18 protein-coding genes are annotated in these 16,357 nt (G+C 49.8%); 16 read left to right on the top strand and 2 right to left on the bottom strand.

Annotated features, from left to right (window positions below; genetic code table 11):
• The first annotated feature begins 2 nt into the window (after positions 1–2).
• The 4 genes from ACU70B_RS09665 to aroA all read left to right on the top strand — a co-directional run bounded on the left by ACU70B_RS09665 (position 3) and on the right by aroA (position 5,779).
• Positions 3–1,991 carry a monovalent cation:proton antiporter family protein gene (locus tag ACU70B_RS09665; protein ID WP_447183338.1) on the top strand — a complete coding sequence of 663 codons (1,989 nt, stop codon included), beginning with the start codon at positions 3–5 and terminating at the stop codon, positions 1,989–1,991.
• 357 nt (positions 1,992–2,348) lie between these two features.
• Positions 2,349–3,353, top strand: coding sequence for a 3-deoxy-7-phosphoheptulonate synthase (aroF, locus tag ACU70B_RS09660; protein WP_447183337.1), 1,005 nt, complete (start codon positions 2,349–2,351; stop codon positions 3,351–3,353).
• A gap of 17 nt (positions 3,354–3,370) precedes the next feature.
• The gene (locus ACU70B_RS09655; protein WP_447183336.1) at positions 3,371–4,450 is read left to right on the top strand and encodes a prephenate dehydrogenase/arogenate dehydrogenase family protein; all 1,080 of its coding nucleotides are present in this window, start codon (positions 3,371–3,373) and stop codon (positions 4,448–4,450) included.
• 39 nt (positions 4,451–4,489) lie between these two features.
• On the top strand, positions 4,490–5,779 hold the full coding sequence (gene aroA / locus ACU70B_RS09650; RefSeq protein ID WP_447183335.1) for a 3-phosphoshikimate 1-carboxyvinyltransferase: 1,290 nt from the start codon (positions 4,490–4,492) through the stop codon (positions 5,777–5,779).
• 28 nt (positions 5,780–5,807) lie between these two features.
• Here aroA and ACU70B_RS09645 read toward each other — a convergent pair whose 3' ends face one another.
• Both ACU70B_RS09645 and ACU70B_RS09640 read right to left on the bottom strand, forming a co-directional pair.
• Positions 5,808–6,014: a type II toxin-antitoxin system antitoxin gene (locus ACU70B_RS09645; protein ID WP_447183334.1), complete on the bottom strand. Its 207-nt coding sequence runs from the start codon at positions 6,012–6,014 to the stop codon at positions 5,808–5,810.
• Positions 6,015–6,032: 18 nt separating this feature from the next.
• A complete protein-coding gene (locus ACU70B_RS09640; protein WP_447183333.1) occupies positions 6,033–6,875 on the bottom strand; it encodes an SPFH domain-containing protein in 843 nt (280 codons plus the stop codon).
• A 153-nt stretch (positions 6,876–7,028) separates the two neighbouring features.
• Here ACU70B_RS09640 and cmk point away from each other — a divergent pair, with 153 nt between their 5' ends.
• From cmk to ACU70B_RS09580, 12 genes are all read left to right on the top strand, one after another.
• Positions 7,029–7,685 (top strand): (d)CMP kinase, encoded by a 657-nt coding sequence (gene cmk / locus ACU70B_RS09635; protein WP_447183332.1) that lies wholly within the window; start codon positions 7,029–7,031, stop codon positions 7,683–7,685.
• A 1-nt stretch (position 7,686) separates the two neighbouring features.
• Positions 7,687–8,280, top strand: a complete 594-nt coding sequence (locus ACU70B_RS09630; RefSeq protein WP_447183331.1) for a lysophospholipid acyltransferase family protein — start codon at positions 7,687–7,689, stop codon at positions 8,278–8,280.
• 61 nt (positions 8,281–8,341) lie between these two features.
• Entirely contained in the window at positions 8,342–10,363 is a 2,022-nt protein-coding gene (locus tag ACU70B_RS09625; RefSeq protein WP_447183330.1) for a bifunctional 4-hydroxy-3-methylbut-2-enyl diphosphate reductase/30S ribosomal protein S1, read from the top strand.
• Positions 10,364–10,384: 21 nt separating this feature from the next.
• Positions 10,385–10,585 (top strand): FmdB family zinc ribbon protein, encoded by a 201-nt coding sequence (locus ACU70B_RS09620; protein ID WP_447183329.1) that lies wholly within the window; start codon positions 10,385–10,387, stop codon positions 10,583–10,585.
• Between the two features lie 59 nt (positions 10,586–10,644).
• Complete coding sequence (mobA, locus tag ACU70B_RS09615) at positions 10,645–11,238, top strand: molybdenum cofactor guanylyltransferase (RefSeq protein WP_447183328.1); 594 nt, start codon at positions 10,645–10,647, stop codon at positions 11,236–11,238.
• Positions 11,235–12,284 (top strand): type 2 isopentenyl-diphosphate Delta-isomerase, encoded by a 1,050-nt coding sequence (gene fni / locus ACU70B_RS09610; RefSeq protein ID WP_447185746.1) that lies wholly within the window; start codon positions 11,235–11,237, stop codon positions 12,282–12,284. Before mobA ends, fni begins: the two co-directional genes overlap by 4 nt.
• A 135-nt stretch (positions 12,285–12,419) precedes the next feature.
• A complete protein-coding gene (locus ACU70B_RS09605; protein WP_447183327.1) occupies positions 12,420–13,205 on the top strand; it encodes a DUF1614 domain-containing protein in 786 nt (261 codons plus the stop codon).
• Positions 13,150–14,253, top strand: a complete 1,104-nt coding sequence (spoIIP, locus tag ACU70B_RS09600; RefSeq protein ID WP_447183326.1) for a stage II sporulation protein P — start codon at positions 13,150–13,152, stop codon at positions 14,251–14,253. The genes ACU70B_RS09605 and spoIIP overlap by 56 nt, the downstream gene beginning before the upstream one ends.
• Complete coding sequence (locus ACU70B_RS09595; RefSeq protein WP_447183325.1) at positions 14,254–15,144, top strand: YIEGIA family protein; 891 nt, start codon at positions 14,254–14,256, stop codon at positions 15,142–15,144.
• A complete protein-coding gene (locus tag ACU70B_RS09590; RefSeq protein ID WP_447183324.1) occupies positions 15,145–15,339 on the top strand; it encodes a capping complex subunit for YIEGIA in 195 nt (64 codons plus the stop codon).
• 95 nt (positions 15,340–15,434) lie between these two features.
• Positions 15,435–15,896, top strand: a complete 462-nt coding sequence (locus ACU70B_RS09585; protein ID WP_447183323.1) for a DUF3189 family protein — start codon at positions 15,435–15,437, stop codon at positions 15,894–15,896.
• Positions 15,897–15,899: 3 nt separating this feature from the next.
• Positions 15,900–16,340, top strand: coding sequence for a DUF3189 family protein (locus tag ACU70B_RS09580; RefSeq protein WP_447183322.1), 441 nt, complete (start codon positions 15,900–15,902; stop codon positions 16,338–16,340).
• Positions 16,341–16,357 lie beyond the last annotated feature (17 nt).

The raw sequence follows: 16,357 nt of genomic DNA, 5'->3' as shown, positions 1-16,357 counted from the left end.
ATATGGGCTCTTTAAGCGATATAGTAATAATATTTGGCTTGGCGGTAGGAGTCATATTCATCTGTTACCGATTGAAAATACCTTCTATTGTCGGTTTTCTGCTGACCGGGATACTAGCCGGTCCCCATGGCATGGCCCTCATCAAATCTTCAGAACAGGTGCAGGTAACCGCTGAAATCGGGGTCATTTTCCTGCTGTTCAGTATCGGGTTGGAGTTTTCCTTTAAGAATCTGAGAGAAATAAAAAAGACCGTCCTTCTAGGGGGGAGTTTGCAGGTATTGCTTACGGTGGCTATTACTGCAGTTATTGCCTGGCTCCTGGGTATGCCGGTAAACCAGGCGATTTTCCTGGGCTTTTTGGTTTCCCTCAGCAGTACCGCCATTGTATTGAAACAATTGGGGGAAAAGGCGGAAATGGATACACCCCAGGGAAAAATCAATCTGGGGATTTTAATCTTTCAGGATATAATAGTGGTAGCCATGATGCTTTTTACCCCTCTGCTGGGAACCGGAGCGGCAGAAATGCAGTCGCCGGCCCTTATTCTGGCTAAGACGGCCGGGGTTATTATACTGGTGATAGTGCTGGCTATATACGCAATTCCTCCGCTGCTTTATCAAATTACCCGGACCCAGAGCCGGGAGCTGTTTCTGCTGAGTATTATCCTTATCTGCTTCGCGGTTGCCTGGCTGACTGCCAGTGCCGGATTATCACTGGCCCTGGGGGCATTTCTGGCCGGCCTCATTATTGCCGAATCGGAATACAGCCACCAGGCTATGGCCAATATTCTGCCCTTCATTGATACTTTCACCAGTATTTTCTTTGTTTCCATCGGTATGCTCCTCAATGTCCATAGCATGGGGGAGAATCTGGTACTGGTAGCCGGTTTTACCTTAGCGCTGCTGGTGGTAAAGAGTCTGGTCGCCCTGTTTACAACCATCGTTCTGGGATATCCGCTGCGAACTGCTGTTATAGTTGGTTTCAGCCTCTGCCAGGTGGGGGAATTCTCTTTTATATTGGCTCAGACCGGCATTGACCACGGTCTGCTGGGAGGAAACCTCTATCAGGTTTTCCTGGCGGCTTCCATATTAACCATGATGATGACTCCGTTCCTTATGAATTTTGCTCCTCGTCTGGCGGGTGCTATCTACCGCTGGCATCTGCCGGAAAGGTTGAGGAGCGGGATTATGCCCTGGGCCGGTGACATGGAGGAACAGGTGCAAATGAAGGATCATCTGATCATTGTGGGCTACGGCATAAATGGCAGAAACCTTTCCCGGGCGGCATCTTTTGCAGGAGTTCCCTATGTCATACTGGAAATCAACGGCGAAACGGTAAAGGCCGAAAAGGAAAAGGGAGAACCCATTTTTTATGGAGATGCTACCCACGAAGTGGTTTTGAACAAGGTCAATATCGAATCAGCCCGGGTGCTGGTTATAGCCATATCGGACTCAGTTGCGACGCGCCGGATTACTGACTCGGTAAGGCGGATAAATCCGGCTATTCATATTATAGTACGAACCCGTTTTGTAGCTGATGTTCACGACCTGTACGAACTTGGCGCCAGTGAGGTTATTCCAGAGGAATATGAGACCTCGGTGGAGATTTTTGCCCGGGTTCTGAACCGCTACCTGATACCGGACAATGAGATAGAATGCTACATTGACCAGGTAAGAAAAGAAGATTACGAAATGTTCCGCAACCGGTCCCGCAATGCTGCCGGACAGCTGCCCCTGCCTCTGAGCGGGGTTGATATTGGTACGGTATGGGTGGAACCGTGGTATGGTGTCAACGGCAAGAGCCTGGCAGAAATTGATTTACGCAAACATGCCGGAATAACGGTGCTGGCTATTTACCGGGGGCAGGAAATTATACCAAACCCGGGTGCGGATGACGTCATTAAAAGCGGAGACAAACTCATTATCATAGGTGAGCCCGCCCGGCTGCGGCAGGTCTTCAAAAATCTGGCCCATAGGTCGTCTGACCGGAATTAAAACCGGGCAAACATTTCTTAATGATTAAAGTTTCTGCCCTAACTATTTTTAGCGTGGTTGCGCGACTGCGCCCGCAGGATATGCCCTTGAACAGCCGATAAGGGCAATAAACCGATATGAATCTGCGGTCAACTTTAATACGCTGCTCTTGCAATTTGCCGCCGGTTATTATATCTTAAAAACTGTAGGACGGAATACTGTATAAAATGGTAGGACGGTAGGATGGTGGGAAACAGGCACTGGCATAATGCCATTGGTGATTTCTTCACTGATGGCTTTTCTGTTTTTTCTCACTTTCCATCTGCAGGGTTTAAAACCGGGTAACCAGCCACAGACCTTAAAAGGAGGAAAGAAAAGATGATTATTGTAATGGAAAGAAACACCTCTCCGGATGCGATTGCAATGATAACCGGCAAACTGGAGGATAAGGGATTTCAGGTACACTTATCCCAGGGTGTGGAAAGAACTATTATCGGAGCAATAGGCGAAAGAACCCAGGCAACCATGGAGATGTTTGAGACCATGCCGGGAGTGGAAAAAATCGTTCCGATTTTGCAGCCCTTCAAACTGGCGTCACGAGAGTTTAAACAGCAGCCCAGTACGGTAATGGTGGGGAATAACATGGTCGGCAGCGGAAGCCTGCAGGTAATAGCCGGACCCTGTGCCGTGGAAGGGCGGGAGCTCTTTTTGGAGGTGGCCCGGATGGTAAAAGAGGCTGGGGCCACCATGTTGCGTGGGGGAGCATTTAAACCGCGGACTTCACCCTACTCTTTTCAAGGGTTGGAAGAAGAGGGGCTGGAAATACTGGCCGAAGCCCGGGAAGTAACCGAATTGCCGGTAGTCACTGAGATTATGGACCCCAGAATGATTGCCCTGGTAGCTCGCTACGCCGATGTATTGCAGGTAGGGGCCAGAAATATGCAGAATTTTTTCCTGCTGCGGGAATTAGGTAAAATCGATAAACCCATATTGCTTAAGAGGGGACCCTCTGCTACTATCGAAGAATGGATAATGGCGGCCGAATACATTATTTCCAGCGGTAATCCCCGGGTGATAATGTGTGAACGGGGGATACGCACCTTTGAAAAATACACCCGCAATACGCTGGATTTAAGCGCGGTGCCGCTGATAAAGCAGCTTACCCATCTGCCGGTCATAGTTGACCCCAGCCATGGCACCGGAAAATGGAAGCTGGTTGAGCCCATGGCCCTGGCGGCAGTTGGCGCCGGTTGCGACGGATTGATGGTCGAGGTTCACCAGAACCCCAGTGAGGCTCTTTCCGACGGCCCCCAATCCTTGACCCCGGAGAATTTTAATTCTATGGTAAAAAGGATAAACAATCTAAAAGCGGCACTGCAGTAGTGAACAGGAGATATTATATGCCATCTAACGTGTTCATAATCGGACTGGGACTGATTGGGGGTTCGCTGGGGCTGGCTTTACGGGGGACAGCCCCGGCGGCACAGGTTGCCGGTACGGACAGCGACCCGGAAACGGTGCAAAAGGCATTGCAGATAGGGGCTATAGATGTCAGTAGGCCACTGTCCCAGGGCGCGGCTCAGGCCGATGTAATAGTGATCTGTACCCCTCTCAGCGCCTATCCCGGTATAATAGAGCATATTAAGCCCCATTTAAAAGCGGGCTGCATCATCAGTGACGTGGGAAGCACCAAAAAAACAGTTATGCAGGCTTTTCAGGGGTTGCCGTCCCATAGCTGGGGGATAGGCGGGCACCCCATGGCAGGAGCCGAGGTTAAGGGCATAGTCGGCGCTGACCGTTACCTATTTGAAAACGCAGTATATGTTCTGACCCCGGGGGAAAACGTTCCCCAACAGCAGATAGAATATCTGAGCGGACTCCTGGCAGCTACCGGCGCCAGGATCAGGCTTATGGAGGCTTCCCTGCATGATTGCCTGGTGGCAACAGTCAGCCATGTTCCCCACCTCTCAGCCGTGGCGCTGGTAAACCTTACCGGCGGACGCGAGGACGACCTCATGATGGCGGCAGGAGGATTCAGAGATACTACCCGCATAGCTTCATCTGCCCCGGAACTGTGGGAAGACATATTAATGTCCAATCGGGATATACTCCTGGATAAACTGGACGGATTGATAAATGAGTTGACGGAAATGAAAATGGCACTGCATCACGGTGATACTGCAACCCTGCACAACAAACTAGCCCGGGCTAAAGCCATCAGGGATCTTATACCCCGGGTGCGCCGGGGATTAATGCCCGGCTTCTCCGATATTATCTGTATAGTGCCCGACCAACCGGGGATTATTGGCACGCTGGGCTCGATTCTTGACCGGCATGGAATAAATATAGTGGATATTGAGATCCTGCGCGCCCGGGAAGGCGATGGAGGAACCATTCGCCTCGGAGTCCCTTCACCCCAGGATGCCGGGCAGGCAGTGAAAGCCCTGGCGGCAAGCGGAATTAGGGCCTGGGTCAAATAAACGAGGAGCGGGCCCGGTATTACCCATAGGAGGTAGGAGATGGACAGCAGAATTATCCGGAAGACAAGAGGGCTCAAAGGTGAAATTAGGGCGGCGGCTGACAAATCAATATCGCATCGCGCGGTAATTTTTTCCTCCCTGGCCGGGGGGCAGAGCGTAATTAGAAATTTTCTCCAGGCTGAAGACACCATGTCGACCTGCAGGTGCATGAGAGCTCTGGGCGCAGGTATAACAGACACAGGCTCCGAGCTGGTAATTGACGGTTGCGGCCTGCGCGGGCTGAAAGAACCCCAGGGAGTGCTGGACTGCGGGAATTCAGGAACTACTATGCGACTGCTCACCGGTCTGCTTGCGGCGCAACCCTTTTTTACCGTTCTGAGCGGGGACGGTTCTTTGAACCGGCGCCCCATGAGGCGGGTAATTGACCCCCTGGAGCTGATGGGGGCGGAAATCCGGGGACGCCAGGGCGGCAAACATCCGCCTCTGGCAATTATGGGGAAGAGTTTGCAGGGCATTCAATATGAATTGCCGGTAGCCAGTGCTCAGGTCAAGTCAGCCGTAATGCTGGCCGCTCTTAATGCCGATGGAGTTACTGAAATCATAGAACCGGGGAATTCCCGCGATCATAGCGAAAACATGCTGGCGGCCATGGGGGCTGCAATCGAGGTGGATGAACCCAGCATCAGGATTCGTCCCGGCAAGGAATTGGGGGCTCAGGATTTCCTGGTACCGGGAGATATTTCTTCGGCCGCTTTTTTCCTGGTAGCAGCCGCTATTGTGCCCGGTTCCGAGCTGAAAATAAACCAAATCGGGATCAACCCTACCCGGGCCGGAATAATAGAAGTAATGCAGCAAATGGGAGCCCGGATTAGATTGGAAAACAAGCAGATAATAGGGGGGGAAGCAATCGCTGATCTTATTATTTCTGCCTCGCCGCTAAAGGCGGTGAGAATTGAAGGGGAGATAATACCCCGGTTGATAGATGAACTGCCGGTTCTGGCTGTAGCCATGGCTGCGGCCGATGGAGAGTCGGTAGTAAGGGGAGCGGGGGAACTGCGGGTAAAAGAAACCGACCGCATAACTGCTGTTTGCAGTGAACTTAGTAAAATGGGGGTAGCGATTGATGAGATGGAGGATGGCTTTACAGTAAAAGGAAAGGGAGCCCCTCTCAAGGGGACTCAGGTAAACAGTCACGGCGACCATCGTATCGCCATGAGTTTGGCGGTAGCAGCGCTAATAGCTGACGGTGATTCTACCATAAACGATGCCGGGGCGGTAAGTGTTTCCTTCCCCGCATTTTGGCAACTGCTTGATACAATATGCCGGTGAGCCAACATTTTTTGACTCACCGGCAGCTTTAATCATCTTCCCGGGAGGGGGAGGAGGCCGCCCTCGCAGTTGGGTTGGTTTTGCTTTTGGGCAGACGCCCCGACTCTTTAACCGCATTGCGCAATATATATTCGATATGGGCGTTGACACTGCGAAATTCATCATCAGCCCATCGTTCCAGGGCATCATAGAGCTCCGGGTCCACCCGGAGCAGGAATTTCTTTTTTACTGCCATTTTCTTATACCGCCATTACTAGTAAATGCTCCCGGTGTTAAGAATCGGTTGCGCTCCCCGGTCGGAAACAATCGCCACCATCAGGTTATTTATCATTGCTACTTTACGCTCTTCATCCAGTTCGACGATTCCTTCCCTTTCCAGTTGCGCGATAGCCATTTGGGCCATTCCCACTGCCCCCTCCACGATCTTCTGCCGGGCGGCAATGATGGCGTTGGCCTGCTGACGCTGCAGCATGGCGCTGGCTATTTCGGTGGCATAGGCCAGATGGGTCAAACGCGCCTCGATGACCTCCACCCCTGCAACCGCCAGTCTTTCCTGTAATTCCCGAGCTAATTCCCGGGCGACTTCATCGGCGTTGCTGCGTAATGAATAACCGCCTTCTTCAAAATCATCATAGGGATACTTGGTGGCGACGTGGCGCAGGGCCGTTTCGCTCTGAATTTCCACGAATTCCTCATAGTTGTCCACATCGAACAGGGCTTTGGCTGAATCAATCACCCTGAATACCACCACCGCAGCAATCTCTACCGGGTTGCCTTCAACATCATTTACTTTAAGGGTTTTGCTGTTAAAGTTGCTGACCCGCAGGGAAACCTTCCGGTGGATTGAAAAAGGTACTTTTAACCATATTCCGGACTCGCGGATGCTGCCGATGTACTTGCCGAAAAAGGTTATCACTTTGGATTCATTGGGTTGGACCACAGTAATGCCGGTTAATGCAATGACAACTAATATTGTGAGCATGATTCCGGCAACAATGTGCAGGCTGATAAACAGATAAACGACGGCCGCAGTCAACAGCATTGCCAGTAAAAGGGCGATAAATCCATTTAATTTCCATGCCTTGTGTTCAGTCATCTGGTTGTACCTCCTAAATAATATTTAAATTATATCTAAATGATATCATATAAATATTAAATGGCAAAAGAAATATTCTGGTTTTTACTTTCAGGTTTTACCTCCAGCACAGGTATGCTACAATTAAAATTAATATATGTAGGTGGTTGGGTAATGAAGATTGCTATCGATGGGCCGGCCGGTGCTGGAAAAAGTACCGTTGCCCGCAGACTAGCCGAAGAGCTTGGCTTTGTTTATATAGACACCGGTGCCATGTACCGGGTTCTGACCTGGAAAGCGCTCCAGAGGGGGTTGGACCTCTACCATGAAGAAGAATTAAATAGACTTGCTTCCAGTATAAAAATTCATTTCGAAAATGATTGTAAACAGCAGAAGGTGTTATGTGACGGTAAGGACTTAACCGCTGCGATCCGCCTGCCGGAAGTGAATGCTGCTGTCTCTACAGTTGCCTCTCATCCCACTATCCGTAGAACAATGGTTGAACAGCAACAGCATATGGCATCCAGCATTTCTGTCGTTATGGATGGACGTGATATCGGGGAATGCGTGCTGCCGGATGCGGAATATAAATTTTTTGTTACTGCCAGTGTTGAGGAAAGAGCTCGAAGACGTGCTGCCGAACTGGCTGCGAGCGGCTTGCACATTGACTATAATACGATTTTACAGGAAATAACCAGGCGCGATAAAAATGACTCCGAAAGGCAAACCGGGGCTCTGAAGATTTTACCTGATTCGATAATCATAGATAGCAGCGAGATGAGCGTTGAACAGGTTCTTCAGAAAATGCTGGCCATCATTCAGGGGGAATGATATGGTTTATTACATTGCCCGGGGCATTGCCAGATTATTATTGCTGGTTTTAAATCTAAAAAAAGAGGGACTGGGCAAGCTGCCCCCTAATGGCCCGGTAATAGTTGCTGCTAACCATGTGAGCAACTGGGATCCTGTAATCGTCGGCACGGCTTTATCAAGGCCGGTTCATTTTATGGCGAAAGTTGAGTTGTTTAATAACGTTTTTCTGGGTAAATTATTAACAGCCCTGCATGCTTTTCCGGTCAGAAGGGGAGCGGCTGACCGCAGGGCGATTCGCCAGGCTCTCGATCTTCTGGCAGAAGGTGAAGTCGTAGGCATCTTTCCTGAAGGCGCCCGCCAGAAAGTAAAGCCTGATATCCAGGTTCATGGCGGAGTTGCTTTGCTGGCCTTGAAATCAGGCGCAAAAGTAGTGCCGATGGCCTGTATAGGTACGGATAAGAATTTTCCTTCAGGATGGTTTAGGCCTCTGATAATTAGGATGGGTGACCCTATCATCCTGGATGAATACAGAAATCAGAAGATCAGCTCCGCCTTATTGGAAGAAATTAGTATGCGGATTATGCAAGAAATTAATTCACTTTTAGACAAATAAAGAAGGATTTAGGTATATTATTACGAAAATAAATACTTAGGTGTTTGGCGGGGTGTGATTATTGCAAACACGGCTTGCCAGGAATGCCGGTTTTTGTGCTGGAGTCAGGAGAGCTGTAAGAATAGCCGAGGAAGCTGCCGGCCAGGGGGGCAGGTGGTACAGCCTGGGGCCTCTGGTGCATAATGACGCAGTCGTAGCCGACCTGAAAGAAAAGGGCATAATTCCGGTAAACCGGCTGGATGAAATTCAGGCTGGTGAAGACGTCGGCATAATTATAAGATCGCACGGCGTACCGCCTGAAATAATTAAACAAGCACAGGAAAGGGGATTGGGAATTAAGGATGCTACCTGCCCGCTGGTAAAGCGGGTACATGATATTGTAGCATTATTACGAGGTGACGGGTATGAGATAGTAGTCTTCGGTGATGCTCATCATCCTGAAGTGCAGGCAATTACAGGGTGGTGCGGCTATCAGGCCAGAGTAATCGCCGGTGTGGATGAAACCTGTAAAATGACCAAGGTGGATAAATTGGCGGTAGTCTCGCAGACTACCAAGGATGAAAACGATTTCTATGCCGTAGTTGCCGCTCTAGCACCTATGGCTGGAGAAATAAGGGTATTTAATACCATATGCAGGGCGACCCGAAAAAGACAACAGGCTGCCCGGGAATTAAGCTCCGAAGCAGACCTGATACTGGTGCTGGGGGACCCGAAAAGCTCGAATACAGCCACTCTAACCAGGGAGTGTAAAAATACTGGGGTTAAGACTGTTCAGATTTGTGGTGCATCTGATATCTCGGCTGATTGCCTGCAGGGAGTATCCAGGGTAGGAATCACCGCAGGAGCTTCAACCCCGGACTGGATAATTAAGGAGGTATTGGATAGGATGACAGAGTTCGAGGAAAAGAGCCAGCAGGAACTGGAACAGGAAAAGGAACAGGATACAACCGCTAGCGAGGAATCATTTGCCAAAATGGAAGCTGAGATGGCAGACTTTGAAACTCCTGGTCGGGGAGATATTATAAAGGGAACTGTTATTCAGGTCCAGGATGATGAGGTAATGGTTGATGTAGGGGGCAAATCAGAAGGAATTATTCCGTTGCGGGAAATGTCTTTAAAGGATGCCGGTTCCGCCCGTGATCTCATCAATGTAGGTGATGAAATTGAAGTCATGGTGCTTAAATGGGATGATGATGGAACCATATTGCTTTCCAAGAAAAAGGTTGATACCCAGAAGGTGCTGGATAAGCTGGACGAAGACTATAAGGAAGCCAAAGTTATTGAAGGCACCATAACCGGCACGGTCAAAGGCGGCTTGCTGGTAGATGTCGGCATGGTTGCTTTCCTGCCCGCCTCCCATGTTGAGGATGGCTATGTCAAAAACCTGGAGCAGTATATCGGGCAGACCCTGCAGTTTAAAATCATTGAGTTTAACCGCAACAAGAGAAGAGGCTCCCAGATCGTTCTTTCCCGCAAGGAGCTGGTGGCAGAGGAAAAGAGCCGTCTGAAGAAAGAGTTCTGGGATAATATCGAGGAAGGCCAAACTCGCCGGGGCAGAGTAAAACGTATCGTAGATTACGGTGCCTTCATTGATTTAGGCGGTTATGAAGGGCTGCTGCATGTATCGGAAATGGAGCACCGCAGGGTCGAGCATCCCTCCGATATATTAAATGAAGGCGACGAAACCGATGTTTACATTTTAGCCTTGGACCGGGAAAAGGAAAGGGTTTCCCTGAGCCGGAAAAAACTGCTCAAGAGTCCCTGGGAAATTGCGCAGGAGAAATATCATGAAGGGGACATAGTTGAGGGTACGGTAGTTAGAATTGCTCCCTTCGGAGCTTTCGTCGAGCTTGATCCCGGGGTGGACGGACTGGTTCATATTTCCCAGATGGCCAATTACCGGGTGGAAAAACCCGAAGATGTGGTCAGCGTCAATGACAGGATAAATGTGAAAATAATAAGTATCGATCCGGAAGACAAACGGATTGGACTATCAATCAAACAGGCTCAGGATGAAAAGGAGAGCAAGGATGTTCAGGAATACCTGGATAGTCAGAACAATCCAGAAGCAGGAGCCGAGTAAAATTAATTTCGGGGTGATATAATGCCGATTTTTGATTTTCTCTGTCAGAATTGCGGTAAAAAGTTTGACATAATGATTGCCAATGCCGACAAAAACAAGGTAAAGTGTCCCGAGTGCAATTCGTCGGAAGTTAAGCAATTATTGTCCCTATTCAATACCGGAGGAACAAAATCAGCCCCGGCCGGTTGTCAGGGATGCAGTGCCGGTGCCACCGGTGGATGAGGTTTGAAGTTTTAGGCTGCCGTAGGCAGCCTTTTTTTAACCGGGATGAGGTGTAAGCGTTGCAGACTAGTGGTGTAATCCTGGCCGGCGGTAAGAGCTCCCGTATGAAGTTTAACAAAGCCTTTGCTGAGATAGAGGGAAAGCCGGCGGTTCAGATAATTATTGATAAATTCCGGGCTTGTTTTCAGGAAATTATTATCATAAGCAACGAACCCGAACTTTTTACCGGATTCCATTTGCCGGTCTACCAGGACATTTACCCTTATCTGGGGCCGGTGGGAGGTATACATTCGGCCCTGGTCAACGCCAGTTATGATCGCATGTTTGTTTTAGGTTGTGACATGCCTTTTATGGACATGGGGCTGGTTCAGTACATGCTGGCCCGACTTGATAATCACGATAGCGTAGTTCCGGAAATAAATTCATTTCTGCAGCCCCTGGCAGCAGCCTATAACCGAAGCTGCCTTCCGGTATTCAGTGATTGCCTGCAGAATAATAAATTGAAACTGGTGCGCATATTCAGCGAGCTGGATGCATTGGTGTTGAAGGATGATGAATTGGAGATGTTCGGCGGCATAAGAGAAATATTCTTTAATGTCAATGACCCGGCGGCGCTGGCAGAAGCCAGAAATATCGCGGGGAGGTTACTATAATCAGAGGTCAGCGTAAAATAGAACACATTCGCATAGCAGGTAAGACGCCTGATGGCCCTCGATCAACCGGGCTGGAAGATGTGCGCCTGCTAAACTGCTCGCTTCCTGAGCTGGATATGGAAGAAATCAGTCTTAACTCCAGTCTCGGGGATAAGAAACTGCAATTTCCCCTGGTAGTTAACGCTTTAACCGGTGGCAGCAAAGAGGCCCGCAATATTAATCGCGATTTGGCTATTATGTGTCGGCAGTATGGATTGGCCATGGCCGTGGGTTCACAAACTATTGCTCTGGAGGACCCGGGATGGAAAGATAGTTTTACTATTGTCAGAGATTATAATCCCAACGGAGTTGTGATTGCCAATATCAGTGGTACGGCCGAAAGAGAAGCGGCAAGGGCAGCGGTTGACATGATTGCGGCCGACGCATTGCAGCTGCATTTTAACGTACCCCAGGAGTTGGCTATGCCCGAGGGTGACCGCTGTTTTAAAGGCATACTGGAAAAGGTGGCCCGGATAGTCGAGATTTGCCCGGTGCCGGTAATTGCCAAAGAAGTCGGTTTTGGTTTTTCCCGGGAGAGTGTGCGGCAGTTGTATCAGGCCGGGGTGAGGATATTTGATACCGGCGGACAGGGAGGAACCAACTTCATTGCCATAGAAGATAAACGCGGCGGCATGTTCGGGGGAGAACTGGACGCCTGGGGTATACCTACCGCCGTGAGTCTGGCGGAGATAGCAGCTTGTGACTTGCCGGTAAGCATTATTGCATCAGGAGGGATAAGATCAGCCGCCGACGCTGCCAAGGCTTTTGCTATGGGGGCGGATATGGTAGGGATAGCCGGGCCGCTGCTCAGGATTCTGGTACGGGGAGGGATTGAGGAACTGGATCGCTGGATTAATGATTTCCTGTATCGCCTGAAAGCGGTTTTTTTGATGAGCGGTGCCCGAAATTTGGCTGCTATGCAGGGGAAACCTCTGATAATTTTAGGCCAAACCGCCGAATGGCTCAGAGCCCGTGGTATCGATCCCCATCTATGGGCTCAACGTTGAGACAAGAACAAAAAATTTTTGCCATAAAGCCAGAAAGCCACCTGCCGCAGGTGGCTTTGCTGTGCCCGCATTACATAATCTCATAACAAAGGGGAAAAATATTTTAAAGAAAAACCATAAGAAAGGATGAAAAGCATGGCCAATTTCCCCTTTGGATTGATAGCCCTGGTAGTCATATCTATCCTGATATACTTTGGCGTGGCTCACCGGGTGCTGGACAGATTACGACTAACGGATAAAGCGGCTCTGGCAGTTATTGCTGCCATAATTATCGGTAGCTTTATAGATATTCCGTTAGGCTCCAGGATAGTAGTTAATCTGGGCGGACTTATTGTGGTAGGTCTTGCCCTTTATGTTTTGCTGGGGGCAGGTACAGCCTATGAAAAAATACGCGCCATTATAGCTGCAGCAGTAACTGCACTGGTACTGTTTTTAGCCGGGCGTTATCTCGGTGCGGAACCGGAGAACATGTTCATTGACCCGATGTATATCTATCCCATTGTTGCAGGTGTTGTAGGTTATCTCGCCGGCAGATCCCGGCGGGGAGCATTTTTTGCTGCTGTTATGGGGGTTCTGGCCCTGGATGTGGGACAATATTTTTATTTGATTCGGGCAGGTCAGGCGGGGACAGTTCACGTCGGTGGTGCGGGAGCTTTTGATGCTCTGGTGCTGGCTGGCATATTGGCAGTACTGCTGGCTGAAACCATCGGTGAAACTCTGGAGAGAGTACAGGGGGGGCCCAAGGTTGAAGGAAGACCGGAAGAGCTGGTTAGAAATTTAAGAGAACCCGAACCGGCGCGTAAACCAATCGAAGAATATGAGAGCGGAGAAGGCAGAGCGAGGCGCGAAGAGCGGGGCAAGGCGGATGAAAGCGAAGATAAAAGAGAAACAGGTGAAGATGGGGGTGATACCCGTGGCTAAACGTTATGTTTTTCTATCGGCACTATTGGTGCTGACGTTTGTATTAACCGGAGGCGCTGCTCTGGGAGCTCACTATGATATGCCCAGAGGGCAGTATTTTACTCTGCTGGACGAGAACAACAATGTTATTCACCAGACGGGAACGAAGGTATACAAGGGTGATGAATATATCGCTGCCGATAATTCCCGTTATAAAGTTATAGACATTGATGGCACCACTGCGCGCTGCGCCTATCAAGGCCAAGAGAAAATGCCGGCGCTGGACTTCAGTACCCGGAAAAATGCCTGGGTTTTTGGCGGGAGCCGGTTAGCCCCGGTACAGGCCAATAAAAAACCGACCATAGCCCTTTATCATACGCATAGCGACGAATCCTATGTTGCAGGTGACGGGGCGGAAAGCGTCAACGGCAAAGGCGGTATTTATGATATAGGTCAGACGCTAAGCAATCGTTTGCAGCAGCTCGGCTTTAACGTTCAGTATAATCGCAACAATCATAACCCGCATGATGTCAACGCTTACAGCCGCTCCCGCAAGACGGCGGCAAGTCTGCTGAAGCAACAGCCGGACGTTATCCTGGATATACATCGCGATGCTGTTCCTGCCAGCCAATATCAAACAGAAGTTGCAGGCAAAGAGGTCACCAAAGTAAAGCTGGTGGTAGGTAATCAAAACCCCAATATGAAGACTAACCTGGAGTTTGCCAAACGCATTAAGGCGGCTATGGATAATAAGGCCCCAGGCCTTTCCAATGGTATCTTTATTGGTAAGGGAGATTACAATCAGGATCTTAGCCCCAGAGCCATGTTGATAGAGGTGGGAGCTCATACCAACCAGAAAAGTGATGCCAAAGAGGGGGTAACAGTTTTCGCAGACACCCTGCCCGGTTTAATGGGCATGAACACTGTTAACGCCAATAATGCACCTGCTGCCAAGCCTTTGACCGGCCAAAGTCAGGGGGCGGGAACCACGATTTTAATAATTTTGGTAGTTGTTGCTGCAGCTGCCGGAGGTTTTTATCTGCTCAACCGCGGCAGCACCAGCAAATAGATGGAAAGATACGGGTTAGCGATATTAATGGGGATAACGGTAGGATTTATGGACAGGTGGGCGATGCTGCGCAGCGACTACCGCCATTATCCCACTTATCCCCATGGCCAACTGAATCATCTGGCGCTGGGGTTCATTGCTGCCAGTCTGGGGGCTGTGGCTGTTCCCGCCATAGCTAAACCCGACTATGTGGCTGTGACCTTTCTGGTTCTGGCTGCCCAGCAGTTCAGAGATGTGCGTAACATGGAACGCGAAAGTCTGAACAAACTGGAAGAAACCAAACTTATAAGGCGGGGAAGCGACTATATCGAGGGAATTGCCCGGGTATTCGAAGCCCGCAATTACCTGGTGATATTTGCGGCTTTAATCAGCAGTGCGGCTGCTTTTTGGCTCGGGTGGCAGTATGGCCTGTTATTCGGTGCGGTTGCGATAATATTATCCCTGTGCTTAATGAGCGGGAGCTATATCGGCGATATTGCCGAAGTATGCGCCGGTAAAGTCCATTTTAAAGAATCCGTACTAATGGTCGATGATATCGTCATCATGAATGTCGGACTGCCCGCCGCCAGAAAAAAGATTTTGGAGGAGGGAATGGGCGTAATCATCAGTCCGAAAGATGACGATGCCCGGCTCACCCTGGACTCGCCCGGGCAAAGGATGGCTATAGTACATGACGTTGCGTCCATATTGGGAAGCAAAGTGGAGATAAATGAGACGGAACTGATGCCTATGGCCAGAAAACACCCGGACAAGGGATACCTGGGTTTTTTTCTCGTAGCCAACGAACCTGATCTTGATTATCTAATGGAAATAATACGAAAGATTCCAGTACTGGAGTCAGCCCGGGGTACGGCGTTAAAAAGCTATTTTGGCAGAAAGGCGGCCGATTGAATGGATACCGGAATATCCGATTATATATTGGCCCTGGTAACGGTTGATGCCAGCAAAATTGTATCCGGCGGGTGCCCGGTATTTCTGGCCGCCGATCAGCAGGAACAGGAAAAAATAAGCCTTTTGCTGGCTCGAATCCTGGGCGGCATAGTTCATGACCTTGAAAACGGGGTCTATTTTATATGCCGGCATTAAGCTTGGAGCAAAGGGGCGGTTCTATTGTGTGATCATAAATAACGCAACCGGACCGTCCCCTTGTGTCAAACCGTAAGAAGGGAAGGAAGGGCACAGTGAAGATCATCTACCATTGTTATGGCGGGTCACACTCGTCGGTGATGGCAGCGGCATTGCATCTGGGTCTCATACCTAAAGATCGGATACCTACCGAAGATGAGCTTATGACCATACCCTATTATGACAAAACCACCGATGCCGATTTTGGTTCCATAAGATTTATGGGCATTGACGGCTTTAAAAATGAAGTGTACGTGCTGGGGAAAAAAAGCATGGGAGACCGGTATTCCCGCCTGCTTATGGGGGTTGCCGATATTTTGGGCCGCGGTGGTGACGTACTGGCGGTTAATTGCATGAACCGGGTAAATCTGGCCATGAAACTGGGGGGGTTTGGCTCGCGCAGAATGGGAGCAGTGTCCCTGGGCAGGCCGGTACTGGTTCGCGGCAGCCAAAAAGCGTTTATGGAACTGGTCAACCTGGTAGAAATTACCCGTTTGCGGGCCATGCATATGGTGTAGGCCATGGATATAATTTTCTTGGGAACCACCGGAGTCCATCATGCACTGATAGCGGCCAATATTTACCTTGAAAATCTACCGGATGAAAAATATTATAACCTGCGGGATTATGCCGATCTGGAATTGGAGTCCAGAGGTTCTCCTGTATATGTCGGCCGGGATAAGCAGGGGAGACGGGTTTACAGCCTGGGCGGGGGAAAAGATCTGGGGATGGCTAAGAAGTCCATAGAAGACTTAACCGCTTTACTGGGGTATTCATCTCATGACTTGCTGGTACAAACCGTTACCATCCGGGGTGATAAGCTGTTGGCAACTCTATGCGGAATCCCGCCGGTACTGGGCGGCAGGTTATGGAACTGCCTGGCTGCGGCTATATTACTCAAAAACCAGTTGCCAAGCATCCGCGAAAAAATAGGACATATATCGGTGGAGCAGATACCATAACAGCTATAGAGGCGCCG

The sequence above is a fragment of the Syntrophomonas curvata genome (assembly GCF_052976825.1).
Note: the sequence above shows the minus strand (reverse complement) of the source record. Positions and strands in the feature narration are given on the sequence as shown.